Annotated in this window: 10 protein-coding genes; all 10 read left to right on the plus strand. The window is 44.7% G+C overall.

The annotated features are described in order from the left end of the window. Window positions 1-147: 147 nt before the first annotated feature. Entirely contained in the window at window positions 148-3,276 is a 3,129-nt protein-coding gene (locus GVN20_RS02925) for a TonB-dependent receptor (RefSeq protein ID WP_166556882.1), read from the plus strand. A 40-nt stretch (window positions 3,277-3,316) separates the two neighbouring features. Further along, entirely contained in the window at window positions 3,317-4,846 is a 1,530-nt protein-coding gene (locus GVN20_RS02930) for a RagB/SusD family nutrient uptake outer membrane protein (protein ID WP_166556883.1), read from the plus strand. Window positions 4,847-5,111: 265 nt separating this feature from the next. After that, complete coding sequence (locus tag GVN20_RS02935) at window positions 5,112-7,388, plus strand: glycosyl hydrolase family 95 catalytic domain-containing protein (RefSeq protein WP_229598952.1); 2,277 nt, start codon at window positions 5,112-5,114, stop codon at window positions 7,386-7,388. 51 nt (window positions 7,389-7,439) lie between these two features. Beyond that, window positions 7,440-9,113 carry an alpha-L-fucosidase gene (locus GVN20_RS02940; RefSeq protein WP_166556885.1) on the plus strand — a complete coding sequence of 558 codons (1,674 nt, stop codon included), beginning with the start codon at window positions 7,440-7,442 and terminating at the stop codon, window positions 9,111-9,113. 76 nt (window positions 9,114-9,189) lie between these two features. Then, window positions 9,190-10,701 (plus strand): sulfatase, encoded by a 1,512-nt coding sequence (locus tag GVN20_RS02945; RefSeq protein ID WP_166556886.1) that lies wholly within the window; start codon window positions 9,190-9,192, stop codon window positions 10,699-10,701. Between the two features lie 53 nt (window positions 10,702-10,754). Further along, the gene (locus tag GVN20_RS02950) at window positions 10,755-12,149 is read left to right on the plus strand and encodes an alpha-L-fucosidase (RefSeq protein ID WP_166556887.1); all 1,395 of its coding nucleotides are present in this window, start codon (window positions 10,755-10,757) and stop codon (window positions 12,147-12,149) included. 37 nt (window positions 12,150-12,186) lie between these two features. Next, complete coding sequence (locus GVN20_RS02955) at window positions 12,187-13,413, plus strand: enolase C-terminal domain-like protein (protein ID WP_166556888.1); 1,227 nt, start codon at window positions 12,187-12,189, stop codon at window positions 13,411-13,413. A gap of 12 nt (window positions 13,414-13,425) precedes the next feature. After that, complete coding sequence (locus GVN20_RS02960; protein WP_166556889.1) at window positions 13,426-14,190, plus strand: SDR family NAD(P)-dependent oxidoreductase; 765 nt, start codon at window positions 13,426-13,428, stop codon at window positions 14,188-14,190. A gap of 5 nt (window positions 14,191-14,195) precedes the next feature. Next, on the plus strand, window positions 14,196-14,552 hold the full coding sequence (locus GVN20_RS02965; RefSeq protein ID WP_166556890.1) for an L-rhamnose mutarotase: 357 nt from the start codon (window positions 14,196-14,198) through the stop codon (window positions 14,550-14,552). Further along, window positions 14,540-15,784 (plus strand): L-fucose:H+ symporter permease, encoded by a 1,245-nt coding sequence (gene fucP, locus GVN20_RS02970; RefSeq protein WP_166556891.1) that lies wholly within the window; start codon window positions 14,540-14,542, stop codon window positions 15,782-15,784. The genes GVN20_RS02965 and fucP overlap by 13 nt, the downstream gene beginning before the upstream one ends. Window positions 15,785-15,791: the final 7 nt, after the last annotated feature.

Raw genomic sequence — 15,791 nt, forward strand, 5'->3', positions numbered from 1 at the left:
ACATATCAACCCATTGTAGGCTTTTTTACTCATTATGGCCTTGTTTTGCGGATATATTATGCATAATATAACTATTAAATATTTTTTTTATACTATGCAAAGAATAATATCTGTACAAAATTAACCTGTATTAACCTTATCCAATCCATGAAATGTCTTTACTGGTTTAACTCTACGTCAGATGGGGGTTTATATACCTCCGTCGGCGACTCAAACAGCACGCCCAGAAGTACTGCTAAATCAGCAGTTACTAAAACGTTACTCCTGTTGGTCAGCCTTTGGCTGTTGTTGGGAGGTCAGGGGGGATTTGCCCAAAACCGCCCAGTTTCAGGCACCGTATTTGACTCAGGAGGTGTGCCTTTGCCCGGAGCAAGTGTTCAGATAAAGGGTACGGCAGTAGGAGCCATAACAGACGTAAATGGAAAATACAACGTTCAGGCATCGAGTGGGTCCACTTTGGTATTCAGTTATATTGGTTACACCGCACAGGAGGTGTTGGTGGGAAGCAAAACTACCATTGATGTTAATTTAGTGCCAGCAGCTGAATCACTTTCGGAGGTGGTTGTGGTGGGCTATGGTGTTCAACAAAAGGCTAATTTGTCGGGTTCGGTATCAACAGTATCTGGCAAAGAGCTCACCGAGCGGCCCGTACCCAACGTGCAAAACCTTTTGCAAGGTAGGATTGCGGGCTTGGATATTATTCAGTCCACTGGAGAGCCGGGTCGGGACGATGCTTCTTACCAATTGAGAGGATTTGGTTCGTTTGGCGCTTCAAATGCCCCTTTGATTCTGGTCGATGGTATCATCGCTTCTATCAAAAATCTTTCCCCGCAAGACATTGAGAGCGTTACGGTGTTGAAAGATGCGGCCTCGGCCTCTATCTACGGTGCTCGTGCGGCGAATGGGGTGGTTTTGATTACGACCAAAAAAGGTAAAGCAGGCAAATCAGAAATCGAATATGCCGCAAGCTACGGGATCAGTGAAGCAACGAGAGTGCCTGAACTGATTACAAATTCTCCCATGTACATGGAAATGTACAACTCGGCCCGAGCCCGGAGCGGTCAAGCTCCCCTATATACACAGGCGCAAATTGATTTGTATAAAAACAATCCCAATAGTGAGCAATACCCCAATTTCAATTGGCTGGACTATGTACTGGACAAAGGGCCTATCAGAAATCACCATTTGGGATTTAGCGGAGGCAATGAAAAAACCTTATACAACATCTCATTCAATTATTTGAATCAGGATGCTATTACAAAAGGCTACAAATACAAGCGTTACAACGGACTGATTGACTTTTCGAGTCAGGTACATAAAAGAGTTCGGGTAGGTACCAACATTAACCTTTCCTTCCAAGATGCCAAAGCGCCGTGGCTTACCAACGACAACCTTCTTTTGTTGGCCTATGCTACTGCTCCCACGTACGCTCCCTTTTTGCCAGATGGTAGCGGAAGAGTCACCAACCGAGATTTTGCGAGCAACGGGGGAGTCAATCGAAGTGTAGAAGAAGTCTACGCTACGGGTGGCCAATTTACAAAGACCTACAACGTGAACGCTCAGGCTTATGCCGAAGTTGAGATTTTGAAAGGGCTTAAATGGCTAAACAAAGCTGGGTTTACTTTCTTTAATGACCAATACAAAAACCGACAGTTTGGTTCTCCATCGTACGCTTATCAGCCAGATGCTGCGGGCAACTATGTGCATGTAGCCAATGGAAACCCAACCTTTTTTGGCCTCCAACAAAACGAGAGCCGTAACATCACCAAGACCTATTTCAGTACCTTAAATTACACCAAACAAATTGGAACAGAGCATAATTTAGGGGTTTTGGCGGGCTATGAGCAGCAGAATAATTTTACAGAAAACATACTGGGCAATCGGTTTGACTTTCCCAATACAAGCATCATGGTGTTGGATGGTAGCGGGGCCGTCAATCAGGCCACCGGCGGAGGTGCGTCGGAATGGGCCTTACAATCGTTTTTTGGACGGGCCAATTATGACTACAAAGGCAAGTATTTTCTGGAGGGCAATATTCGCCGCGACGGTTCCTCACGCGTTGCTCCTGATTATCGCTTTGGGATATTTGGAGGAGGCTCCGCCGCTTGGAGAATATCAGAAGAAGGATTCATCAAAAATTCGCTGTCTTGGGTAGATAATCTAAAATTGAGGGCTTCGTACGGTACTTTGGGAAATCAGGAAATCGGAAATTATCCGTACCAAGATGTTTTAAGCCTTACGGCATATCCGTTTAGCGGACTTAGTTCTGGCGCGGCCGTTACGCGATTGGTAACAAAAGATTTGAGATGGGAAAAGACGTCGATGCTAGATTTTGGACTGGATATTGATATCTTTAAAGGGCTCTTTGGCGCTACTATCGACTGGTACAAGCGCAACACCACCGATATTCTTTCTCAACGCGCCGATTTGCCTAATAGTGTAGGTTTGGCCGCTCCTATTGTGAATGCTGGAGCCATGGAAAACAAAGGATTTGAAGTTGAGCTTAGACACAGAAAACGTTTCGGTGATTTCAACTACGGTGCCAGTGTACTCTTTCACAGATACAGAAATAAAGTAACCAAAATCCTCGCTCCAACCTTGGGAACAATCGAAATAGGCCAGCCTTACAACAATTTCTTTGTGTATGAATGGATAGGCGTGTTCCAAAGTCAGGAAGAAATTAATACGTCTCCTAAGCAACCCAACTCTGGAACGCTCAAGCCGGGTGATTTGAAAATAAGAGATGTAGATGGCAACGGTACCGTAGGACCAGAAGATCGAATTCGCATTAGCCGATTCCCCAATTATAACTACTCTTTTAATCTGAATGCCGGTTGGAAAGGATTTAGCGTAAGTGCGTTTTTTCAGGGTGTGCAAGGAATCAATACGCAGGTATCCGGTTGGGGCTACGAGCCCTTCCAGCAAGGTTCGGCACCTCCAGTTAAATTCCTTAATGCGTGGTCTCCTACCAATCCAAGCAATACCGTACCTGCTACTTACCTGACAGGTTACGCGGGGGTATCTGGATATACCTCTACCTATTTTATTCAGGATGCATCGTATTTGCGCTTAAAAAACCTGTACCTCTCTTATACCCTTAATGAGCAAATATTAAGTAAAATTAAATTGAAGGGTTTAACTGTTTATTTATCAGGCGATAACCTAATCACTTGGACGAAATACGAAGGAAATGACCCCGAACGCGCCGGCTCCGGTAGATTTGCCCAATTCCCACAGTTGAAAATCTATACCGCTGGACTAAGCATTAAGTTCTAAAGACAGGAGTCAAATTCACTTTCACTAAACTGTTACAAAAATGAAATTCAAAAATAAATACATAGCTTCTGCATTGCTGGGAATAATGGTACTCACTACCCATACTTCCTGCGATAAAGACTTCTTGGATAAAAATCCACTCAATGCAATTTCAGGGCCTACTTTCTGGAAAACAGAAACGGACGTGCAAATGTCGCTTACGGCCGTATATCGAACGTTGCAAAATAATTTTTACGGCGCCCGCAAGCCTTTTTTAGATGCCTATTCCGACAATGCCTTAGACCGACATACTTTTTTTGGCTTTGGAAATTACACCATTGGGGTTATCAATCCTTCCAATGTCAATGCTGCCTTGTACAATGTACCCTATTCGGGAATTGCTCAGTGTAATTATTTTCTGGACAACATTGATGGGGTAGCCGCTGTATCTCAAGCAAGTAAAGATTCTTACAAGGCAGATGTACGTTTTATTCGGGCCATGTACTATTTTGATTTGGTACAGTTTTTTGGAGATGTAGTGGTCTATAAAACAGCCCCCAAAACCGCCGAAGAAGCCAAAATTGCTAAAACCCCCAAAGCCGATGTACTGGCATTTGTGGTTGAAGAATTGGATTTTGCCATTTCAAAATTACCAGCCACCTCTTACTCAGGTCGTGCGGTGAAGGCATCGGCCCAAATGGTAAAAGCCCGAGTCAGGATGTATCAACAAAACTGGGCTGATGCTGCGGCGATTACAAAAGACATCATTGATTCTGGTAAATTTTCAATCTATCAGGGAGGATACGCCAATCTTTTTCTAACGACAACTCAGCAGAATAACCCGGAAATCATTTTTTCTACCAAATTTCTTGCCCCCAACAATCCGCAGGGAGGAGAAGGTATGCTGGTAGAGCTTGGTTGGTATGGAGCCATTGCTCCCTATCGCAACCTCGTAGATGACTATGAAATGGCCAATGGTAAACCAATTACGGAGGCGGGCTCGGGCTACGATGCTGCCAATCCTTATGAAAACAGAGACCCAAGGCTAAAAATGACCATTTTAGTGCCGGGTGATTCATACAAAAACCCAGATGGCTCTACATTTGCCGTTACAGATCCATTGCTTACTGGTTTTAATCAAAAGAAGTACATGGATACTTCTAAATTGCCTTGGGATAGATCTAAAATTACGGTTACCGACATGAACGTGGTACATACACGCTATGCCGAAGTGCTGTTGGCGTATGCTGAGGCTAAAAACGAAGTTTCAGGACCAGATGCCACCATCTACGATGCCCTCGATAAAATACGGACCCGCACCGGCGTAAACCTTCCCCCTGTGGACCGAACCAAATACAACTCCAAAGACTTGCTGAGAGAATTTATCCGACACGAAAGGCGCATTGAACTGGCACTGGAAGGGCATCGCTATTTTGACCTGAAACGTTGGGGGGTAATGGCGGCAAAATTATCGACCCTCAAAAACCCTGCGGGCGTAACGCTATCTTTTGGCGAAAAAAATAATGTGCTTCCTTTCCCCCAAAACGAATTGGATAGAAACAAGAGCTTGGTACAGAATGCCGGCTATTAACAGCGTGCATCTTAGTTGAAATGAGCGTTGGTGTTACTGATTCTGGAAGAAACACCAACGCTTTTATAAACCCTTTTGTTTGTTGTAACGTTCTGAAAGTAAAGTAAATAGCTTTATTTAGCTTGTCTTACTGACTTGCCCTGCCGACTCTCATCGGTTTCCTATCTGCGATCAATATCTTTACAGAGCGCCACAACAGATTTTACCTTTAGTCTGCCAAATTCACCACCCACCACATCACCAACGGAACAATATGATGAAGTCAATGATACTCATCTCACTGCAAATACTTCTGTTTTTTAGCGCGTTTGGTCAAATCCAACGCAATCGAATAGGGCTCCAATATGAAAAAATACCTATTCGCTGGGACGAAGGCCTACCCCTTGGCAATGGCCTCATTGGCGAACTGATTTGGCACAAAGAAGATAAACTGCGTTTTTCGCTCGACCATGCCGAACTCTGGGATATGCGCCCCATGCAGGAGCTGCATACCCCCGGCTTTAACTACAAGTGGGTCAAAGAACAAGTGCTTGCCGACAACTACGCGGCCGTTCAAAAAATAGGCGACCATCCCTACGACCGAGAGCCTGCTCCCAGCAAAATACCGGGTGCAGCCCTTGAGTTTGAGGTCAAAGATTGGGGTGATGTAAAACAGACCACGCTGAATATCGAAACAGCAGAAGCAACCATTAGTTGGCAAAATGGCGTAAAAATGACCTCGTTCGTTCATGCCAAACAAAACATTGGCTATTTTAAATTTGAGAATCTTAATGAATTGAATTTGAGATTGTTGACTCCGAAGTACGAAGGTAGTTCTGGCAATACAGTCGGTGGCCCCGTGGCTGGCGACGACTTGGCAAGGCTTGGGTATAAGCAAGGTGAAGTAATTCAAAGTGGCCAGTCTTATCGCTATATTCAGCAGGGATGGGGAGGATTCTATTATGAAGTTTATGTAAAATGGAAGAAAATTAATCCTAAAACGATTGAAGGTTCTTGGGCCATTTCTGCCCATTACCCCAATAAGCCCCAACCGGAAGCCCAAAAAATAGTGGCTTCGGCTCCCAGTTACAACGCAGCGTGGCAGTCGCATCAGAATTGGTGGACAAACTTTTGGGCAAAATCGTCCGTGTCATTGCCAGATCCGGTACTCGAAAAACAATATTACCTTGAGCTGTACAAATTTGGGAGTGCTGCCAGAAGCAATACGCCCCCTATTTCATTGCAAGCGGTTTGGACGGCCGACAACGGGCGCATTCCCCCTTGGAAGGGTGACTTTCACCATGATTTAAACACGCAACTCAGCTATTGGCCCGCATACAGCGCCAACCACTTGGAAGAGGCCATGGGCTATCTTAATCACTTGGATCAAAACCGAGAACAATATAAAAAATATACGCAGTGGTATTTTGGTTCAAACGGTCTCAATGTACCGGGTGTAACCACGCTTTTGGGCGAGGAAATGGGAGGATGGATTCAATATTCGCTTTCGCCCACGGTATCGGCGTGGTTGGCGCAACATTACTATTTACAATGGAGATACAGCATGGATAAAGATTTTTTAAAAACCCGCGCCTACCCTTGGTTTAAAGAAGTGGCCCAACACCTCGAAGAAATTACGTACATCGATAAAAATGGCTATCGTCAGTTGCCTTTAAGTTCGAGTCCTGAAATTAATGACAATAAAAAGTCGGCTTGGTTTTTAGAAAATACTAACTACGATTTGGCTCTAATGCGGTTTTTGTTTGCCAAAGCAAACGAACTTGCACTTGAACTAAATCTACGAACCGAAGCCGAGCATTATTCTAAAATTCTGAATCAGTTTCAGTCTTATCATTTATCTGATAACAAAGAACTTAACTTCTCAAAAGACCTGCCATATAACCAATCTCATCGTCATTTTTCGCATCTGATGGCCATCCATCCACTGGGCGAAATTCGCTGGGAAAACGGAGCGAAAGACCAAGAAATTATTACAAATTCGCTCAAATTACTGGATAAAGTTGGCCCCGCTTGGTGGTGCGGCTATTCGTATGCGTGGGAGGGCAATCTGAAAGCCCGCGCCAAAGATGGTGAAGGGGCAGCGGCGGCCTTGACCGATTTTGCAACGGCCTTTTGCTCCACCAACTCCTTTCACCTCAACGGTGACCAAACCAAGTCGGGCAAATCGAATATGACGTATCGGCCTTTTACGCTGGAGGGCAACTTTGCCTACGCCGCTGGTATTCAGGAGATGCTCTTACAAAGTTATGCTGGACAAATTGAGGTTTTTCCGGCCATTCCCCAAAAATGGCAGCAAGCCTCGTTCAAAGATTTAAGGGCCGAAGGGGCATTTTTGGTAAGTGCCCAGAAAACGAATGGCTTGGTTTCGAGCCTTGAAATAAAAGCCGAGAAAGGCGGAAAAGCAAAAGTCAAATTGCCTTTTAAAACCCATTCGATTGAGTTCAACAAAGGAGTAAAAGTGATTTCACAAAACGCCGAGTTTATGGAGCTGGCATTTGAAAAAAATGGAAGCATAAAAATTAAAAATGGCGCTATAAAGTAAGTTTTTAACCCACTTTTCAGATTCGTTAACTTATTCATTATTTTTTTACCAATGAAGAAAATCCTTCTTATCGTTTTCCTCTTTGTTCACGTACATTTATCGGGCCAACAATTGGCTAAACCCTCTGATGTTCAGTACAAATGGCAGGAGCAGGGGCGTATTATGTTTGTCCATTTTGGGGTGGCTACGTGGCTCGGTAAAGAGTACGACGAGACGGGTGAGTTTGACATTTCTCGCATCAATCCTACCAAACTCGACACCGATCAGTGGTGCCGCGTTGCCAAGTCGTGGGGAGCAAAAGAAATCATTTTTGTGGCCAAACATGCGGGCAGTTTTTGCTGGTGGCCCACCTACACCACCGAGTATTGCGTCAGAAATATTCCTTGGAAAAATGGTAAAGGCGACGTCATCAAAGACTTGGCAAATTCTTGCAAAAAGGCGGGGCTGAACCTCGGTATTTATATTTATCCTGGCGATATCAAGTGGGGCGCGGGCCTAGGAAGCGGGGGGATTACAAAAGACCCTTCAAAACAGGAAGCCTATAACAAGATTTTCAGGCAACAACTCACCGAAGTTTTGGCAAATTATGGCGAGATGCTCGAAGTTTGGTTTGATGGCTCCTGTAAGGTACCTGTGAGCGATATTTTACAAAAATACGCCTCCAAAGCGGTCATTTTTCAAGGTTCAGATGCCACTATTCGTTGGCCTGGTACGGAAAGCGGCATTCTCCACTATCCCGTCTGGAATTCCCTCAAAGGGGAGGTCTTAAAGTCGGGGGTAGCCACTCAATACGATGATGACCCCGACGGGGATGTTTGGGCTCCGCTAGAAGCCGATGTCACTTTGTACAACCACAATTGGTTTTGGTCGCCAAAAAATGAAGCCAAACGCAGAACGGTGGACGAATTGATGGAAATTTATTATAAATCGGTTGGTCATGGTGGTACATTATTGCTTAACTCAAACCCCGACACAACAGGCCTGATACCAGCAGGAGATGTAAAAAGATACGCTGAATTTGGGGCAGAAATCAACCGAAGATTTAACCGACCTTTGGCCGAAGTGAAAAACAAAACCTCCAACGAAGTAGAATTGGTGCTTCCAAAACCCACGAAGATAAACCACATCATCTTGAAAGAAGACTACCGGCAGGGGCACCGAATTAGAAAATACGAACTGTGGGGATTGATAAAAAACAAATGGGAAAAATTGACGACAGGTAGCTCGGTAGGGGTAACAAAAATAGATTATTTCGACGATGTGGAAATGACTGCCATAAAGTTGAAAGTCACCGAAAACAAAGGTGCGCCCCTCATTAGGAGCATGGCAGCCTATTACGTTACGGATTTTGAACTCCCAAAATCGGAGAAAGAAGCCAAAGAGTACACTATTTTGCAGGAATGGGATACCAAAGACTTCGTAAACGGAAAAGGTCAAATGAGTATTGACTTAGGAAAGTTTATCACCGCACCGGGTCAATACGAAGTAATTTTTACCAATGCCGTCAGTGTGACGGGTATGTACGTTGAAAAAGCCGAACTCATTTTTGATAAAGACCCCAATACGCTTCAAGAATTTATTCAAAGAAAACGCAAGGAAAATGTGTTTTTTATCAATCGTACTGGCCAAATTGATGAAGGTACAAGTTCAATCCTGAACGTGGTGATGAGTTCAGACAATAGGTCGTTTCAGAATAAAGGTTTTGTAAAAATCAGAAAACGTTGACCATTAAAGGGCGATCATACACTAAAAGTTGTTTAGTATTGGTGGTATTTTGTCCTTTATTTTAAACGATAAATTGATGTTGAGACTATTAATAATTCTCGGAATTAGCGTTGGGAGTCACTTGGTAAGTGCGCAAAACCAACCAAATATTATCATTTTTTTGGTTGACGATATGGGTTGGCAAGACACTTCCGTGCCCTTTTGGCAAGACAAAACGCCCATTAATCAGCGCTTCCATACCCCTAACATGGAGCGACTTGCCCGTAATGGCATGAAGTTTACGAATGCCTACGCCAACCCTGTTTGTACACCAACCCGCGTAAGTCTGATGACAGGTATGAACGTAGCACGGCACAATGTCACCAACTGGACGAATACCCAAAAAGATACTCCCACCGACTACCCCGATAGCTTGCTGAATCCCCCCAGCTGGAATCACAACGGCATGAGTCCCGTGGTGGGCATCGCCAAAACCGTTCATGCTACGCCTTTACCCCAATTGTTACGGCAAGCGGGTTATTTTACGCTCCATTGTGGCAAGGCGCATTTTGCCTCTTACGGAACCCCAGCGGCCAATCCACTGGCGATTGGTTTTGAGAAAAACATTGCCGGTACAGCCGCAGGACATCCAAGTAGCTTTTTGGGCGAAAAAAATTTCAGACGTACCCCCAACGATACCACTTGGGGAGTGCGCGATTTAGAAAAATACCACGGAAAAGACATATTTCTGACCGAGGCACTTACCCAAGAAGCGATTGCCGCCCTGAAAGAAAATCAGGTGAGTAAGAAACCTTTTTTTCTGTATATGTCGCATTATGCCGTTCATTTACCATTCGATAAAGACGCCCGTTTTTACCAAAAATATCTTGACCAGGGCCTAACCGATACCGAGGCGAGGTATTCGGCTTTGGTGGAAGGAATGGACAAGAGCTTGGGCGATATAATGGATTATTTGGAAACCAATAATTTGGATAAAAACACGTATATTTTATTCATTTCTGACAACGGTGGGTATAGTCTTCAGTTACGCAGCGGGGAAGTACACAGCCAAAATCTACCCCTAAAACAAGGTAAAGGCTCTCTGTATGAGGGAGGTATTCGTGTGCCTATGCTGGTGTCGGGGCCGAAGGTGGAGAAAAACAGCATTTCCAGTCAGTACGTATCCATTGACGATTTCTTCCCCACCGTATTGGGTATGGCGGGCGTGACCAAATACACTACCATCCAAACCGTAGATGGCAAAAATTTACGGCCGTTTTTGGAAAATAAGAACAAACGCGACGACAAAAAAATCCTTCTGTGGCATTATCCCAACAACTGGACCAACGTAAATTTTAAAGGCACGTCGTGGGGAAGCGCCATACGCCAAGGTGACTGGAAATTGGTCTATTTACACAAAACCCAAACCTTAGAATTGTACAATTTGAAAAACGATATTGGCGAGCTGAATGACTTAGCAAAAGCCCAGCCCACAAAGCTGAAACAAATGGCTCAGCTATTGACCGATGAACTCAAAAAACGGAATGCACATCTCCCTACTTTCAAAGCCACGGGGCAACGTATTCCATATCCTGACGGCGTAAAATGATGCCAAAAAGAACATTCATTGCAGCGTCAATGCTTCCAATAAACCACGAATCAATGAAAAATACCCTCCTTTTTCTTCTCACTATTTTGGGTTTAACAGCGAAAATTTGGGCTCAAAATAACGATTTCCCCAAACCTACGCTTTCCCAGATGGCTTGGCATGAAGCGGAAATCGGGGCGCTTATTAGTTATGATTTACACGTTTTTGATGGAAAAAATTACAACCAGGCCTACAATCGCATCACGCCCATTGAGGACATCAATGTTTTTAATCCGACCCAATTAGATACCGACCAATGGGTCAAAGCCGTGAAAGCAATGGGCGGTAAATTTGCCGTCCTGACCGCCACCCACGAAACAGGCTTTGCACTTTATCAAAGCGACGTCAATCCCTATTGTATGAAAGCCCTGAAATTTCAGGAGGGTAAAGGTGATATAGTACGTGATTTTGTCAATTCTTGTCGGAAATACGGTATTGCCCCTGGGATTTATCTCGGAATTCGGTGGAATTCGTTTTTGGGGGTCCATGATTTTAGGATTGAAGGCGAAAGCCAATTTGTTAAAAATCGGCAAATAGCCTACAAAAAAATGTGCGAAGGCATGGTTAAAGAACTCTGCACGCGCTACGGCGATTTGTTTATGATTTGGTTTGATGGCGGTGCCGACGACCCCACCAAATATGGGGCTGATGTATTGCCCATTGTTGAAAAATACCAGCCCAAATGCTTGTTTTACCACAATGCGCAGCGGGCAGATTTTCGTTGGGGGGGCTCCGAATCTGGCACGGTGCCTTACCCATGTTGGGCTACTTTTCCGTTCCCGTTTTCACATTCTGCACAGAAAGAGATTGTTTTTAAAGACGATTTCAAACTCTTAAAAGAGGGCGATAAAGACGGGAAATATTGGATGCCGGCCATGTCGGACGCACCACTGAGGGGGTATAATGGCCGCCATGAATGGTTTTGGGAGCCCAATGACGACACGCATATTTTTCCACTAAAAAATTTGATGAATATGTATGAGCGGTCGGTGGGGCATAATTCGACCTTAATCGTGGGGCTTACGCCCGATGATAGAGGCTTACTTCCCGATGCTGATGTAAGACGCCTGACCGAATGGGGTGATGAAATCAAAAGCCGTTTTTCGAATCCCATTAAAACTACAAGCGGCGAAGGAACTGTTTTTGAGTTGAAATTAGACAAAAAACGGGCGGTTAATTATTTCGTTTTGCAAGAAGACATTACGCAAGGCGAGCGGGTAAGGGCATTTAAAATTGAGGCAGAAATAAATAAAAAATGGAAAACCATCGCCGAAGGAACAAATATTGGCTACAAACATATTCGACCCGTTGACCCGATTGAAGGCGCAAAATTTCGCCTCACAATTATGCAAAGCACGGCTCCGCCAAGATTAAAAAACGTTAGCATTTTCAATGTTATGACCAAGTAGTAATCGCACTTTATCTGTATGAAATTAACCTAATTCCATGTATATTCATTCTGTTGAAGTTCTTGATAAACGTTTTAAAATGGGCGAAGGAGCGGGTTCAGATGCAACCCACACCAACCCTCAATATTCTTATGCCGTTTGTGTGTTAAAAACGGATACCTCAATAGAAGGAGTAGGTTTGGCCTTTACCTTGGGGGCAGGCAATGACTTAGTGTGCAAAGCCATTCAATATTTATCGGTAAAATTGGTAGGGGCAGAAATCGAAGAGTTGATGGCAGATTTTGGTACAACTTACCGTACATTGGCCGACGAGCCTTCGTTGCGGTGGTTGGGGCCGCACAAAGGCGTGGTTCATCTGGCGTTGGCGGCTATTGTCAATGCCTGCTTTGACCTTTGGGCCAAAGCCCGACAAGTGCCACTTTGGAAATTGCTGCTGGATTTGTCGCCCGAAGCACTAGTCAATACGCTGGATTTGAGCTACTTAGAGGATGAGCTTACGCGCGAGCAAGCCATTCAACTACTCAATGAGCAGTACAAAACGAGAGAAAATAGAAATGCGGTACTGTCAACAGGCTACAAAGGCTACGATACATCGGTAGGTTGGTTTAATTTTTCCGATGAACTTATCGTTGAAAAAACGAAGCAAGCCCTCGATAAAGGCTTTACGGCGCTTAAACTCAAAGTAGGCTCTTTTGACCCCCTTCGTGACCTAAGGCGCGCGGCTTTGATTCGACAAACGGCGGGCGACGCCGCCACGATTATGCTGGATGCCAATCAAAAATGGAACGTACCGCAAGCATTGGATATTTGTCAACGGCTGGGTAGTATTAATCCTTATTGGATTGAAGAACCCACACACCCTGACGATGTTTTTGGGCATCGGGCCATTGCTCAAGCCATTGCCCCTTTTAAAGTGGCCACGGGCGAACACATTCCCAACAAGGTAATTTTTAAGAACTTTTTGCAGGCGAAGGCCATGGATTTTTGTCAGGTAGATGTCGTACGCGTAGGGGGGGTCTCTGAGTTTCTGGCCATTAGTTTATTGTCAAAAAAGTTTAAGGTGCCTGTGCTGCCCCATGTAGGAGATATGGGGCAAATACACCAACATTTGGTGCTTTTTAATCACATCGGTATGGGGCACGAAAACCTGTTTTTAGAGCATATTCCGCACTTGCGACCATATTTTATGCATCCTGCTAGCATCGTTGGCGGCTATTATCAAGTGCCGCAGGAAGCAGGGAGCAGCAGTGATTTGAAAAATTAATTCCCCAAAGACATGACCTTATTGACCAATAAAGTGATTTTTCTCACGGGCGGTGCTTCGGGCATTGGCGAAGCCTGTGCGGAGGCGTATGCAAAAGCTGGCGCTCGGGTTTTGGTGATGGATAAAGATGAAGTTTCTTTGAATAAACTCATCAACCGTTTGGGGAATGAACACGCTGGTTTCGTGGGTGATGTACAAAATGAAGCATACGTAAAATCGGCCATTGAAACAGTCGTTGCTCGGTTTGGTAAAATAGATGTCATTCACAACAACGCAGGGATTGCCCACCCTTCAAAACCACTCGACCAAACCAGCGAAAACGAATGGGATAGCCTATTTTCTATCAATCTGAAAAGTGTGTATTGGACTACCCGTTACGGTATTGCTTCTCTAAAAATGACCAAAGGTTGCATTTTAAACACCAGTAGCATGGTGGGGACAATTGGGCAGGAAAACCACGCGGCATACGTGGCTACTAAAGGTGGGATGAGTGCCCTGACCAAAGCGATGGCCTTGGATTATGCGCCGTTTGGGATTAGGGTCAATGCCATCTGCCCTGCTGGGGTTTGGACCCCCATGCTGCGCCAGTGGGCAACGCAACAGCCTAATCCGGAAGCTATTGAAAATTATCTGGATAACATTCACGCGTTGGGCTACTGTCCCGAAGGCGATGTCATTGCGGATGTGGCGGTGTTTTTGGTTTCTGAGGCCGCTCGGTTCATAACGGGCTGTATCATGCCCGTAAGCGGAGGGGCGGAATTGGGCTATAAAAAATAACTAAGATGAAAACGCACAGAACCTGTTTAGCCTTGGATTTGAAAGACGACGACGAGCTCATTGCCCAATACGAACATTTTCATCAACCTGAGCACATTTGGCCCGAAATCCCGAAGGGTATCAGAGCGGGCGGAATTGTGGATATGCAAATCTATCGCCTCGGGACTCGGTTGTTTATGATTGTCGAAACCAAAGAAGGTATTGACCTGAATACGGCTTTTGAAGCCATTGGTAAAATGCCTTTGCAAACCGAATGGGCGGCTTTTATGAATGGATTTCAACAACGATTGACCCAAGCCCAACCCCACGAACACTGGGCTGAAATGAAACCTATTTTTTTGTTAAATGAATGTCTGAAGTGAAAAACCGCCACCCATTTCTTATACCGCTTTTGGTCGTCATGAGCCTGATGTTTATCTGGAATTTGAGCCGAAACATCAACGATGTGCTTATTCCACACCTCAAAAGAGCTTGTCAATTGACTGATTTTCAGTCATCTTTAGTGCAGTCGGCTTTTTTTGGCGGATATTTTTTGTTGGCCTTACCCGTGGGTCAATACATCCGTCGGTTTGGGTATCGGGCAGGAATGATTACGGGGCTTTTGCTGGCGGCGGTGGGGGCATTTATATTTTTTCCAGCCGCCGAAACGCGCTTTTATCCACTTTTTTTGACGGCTTTGTTCATCATGGCCGCAGGTTTTACTTTTCTGGAAGTGACGGCTACGCCCTACCTCTCCATTTTGGGGGACCCCGAAAAAGCGTCAAGTCGGCTCAGTCTGGCGGCGGCGGTAGGCTCTATTGGTGCCACCATTGGCCCCTACATTGGAGCGGTGTTTTTGCTTCACGCCACTGATATACCCGAAGCTACCGTTCAGCAGTTTAGCCCCAGCCAATTGGCAGATTATCTCAACGCCGAAGCTCAATTGGTCAAAATACCCTATTTGGCTTTAGGAACGCTTTTTTTGGTATTGGGCGCGGCATTGTTTTTTATTAAAATGCCTGATATTCAGGAAGAAGGTGAACAGAAAGTTCGATTAAAGGCCATTTTTAAATATAAGCATACGGTGCTGGGAGCATTGGGCGTATTTTGTTATTTAGGTGCCGAGGTGGGGATTGTTAGTTTTTTGATTCGTTATGCCAAGTCATTAGAAATTAATGAATTAGGTGAACAGAAAGCTGCTTTGTTTATCACTCTCTTCATGGCTTTGGTATTGGTCGGACGGTTGGCAGGGGCCTATTTTTTGCAAAAAGTAAATCCTTCTAAAATGTTGATATCCTGCGCATTAGGGGCAATTTCGCTGGTGACACTGGCAATTTTAAGCACGGGTTATCTTTCGATTTTGTCGCTTTCGGTGGTGGGGCTTTTTACGTCGGTCATGTACCCCATCTTGTTTACATTGAGCATTAAAAATTTGGGTGCTTATACCAAAACAGGTTCGTCGTTGATTATCATGAGCATTGTAGGTGGAGCCATTGTACCGCCATTGATGGGACTCATTTCTGATATGTACAGCATTCGTTTTGCTTTTGTGTTACCCATTTTGTGTTACGCATACATTTTATATTACGCCCAAAAAGGTCATATTATCAAGTAGTTAAACC

The sequence above is a fragment of the Runella sp. CRIBMP genome (genome assembly GCF_009905605.1).
In the GTDB taxonomy this organism is placed as follows: Bacteria; Bacteroidota; Bacteroidia; order Cytophagales; family Spirosomataceae; genus Runella.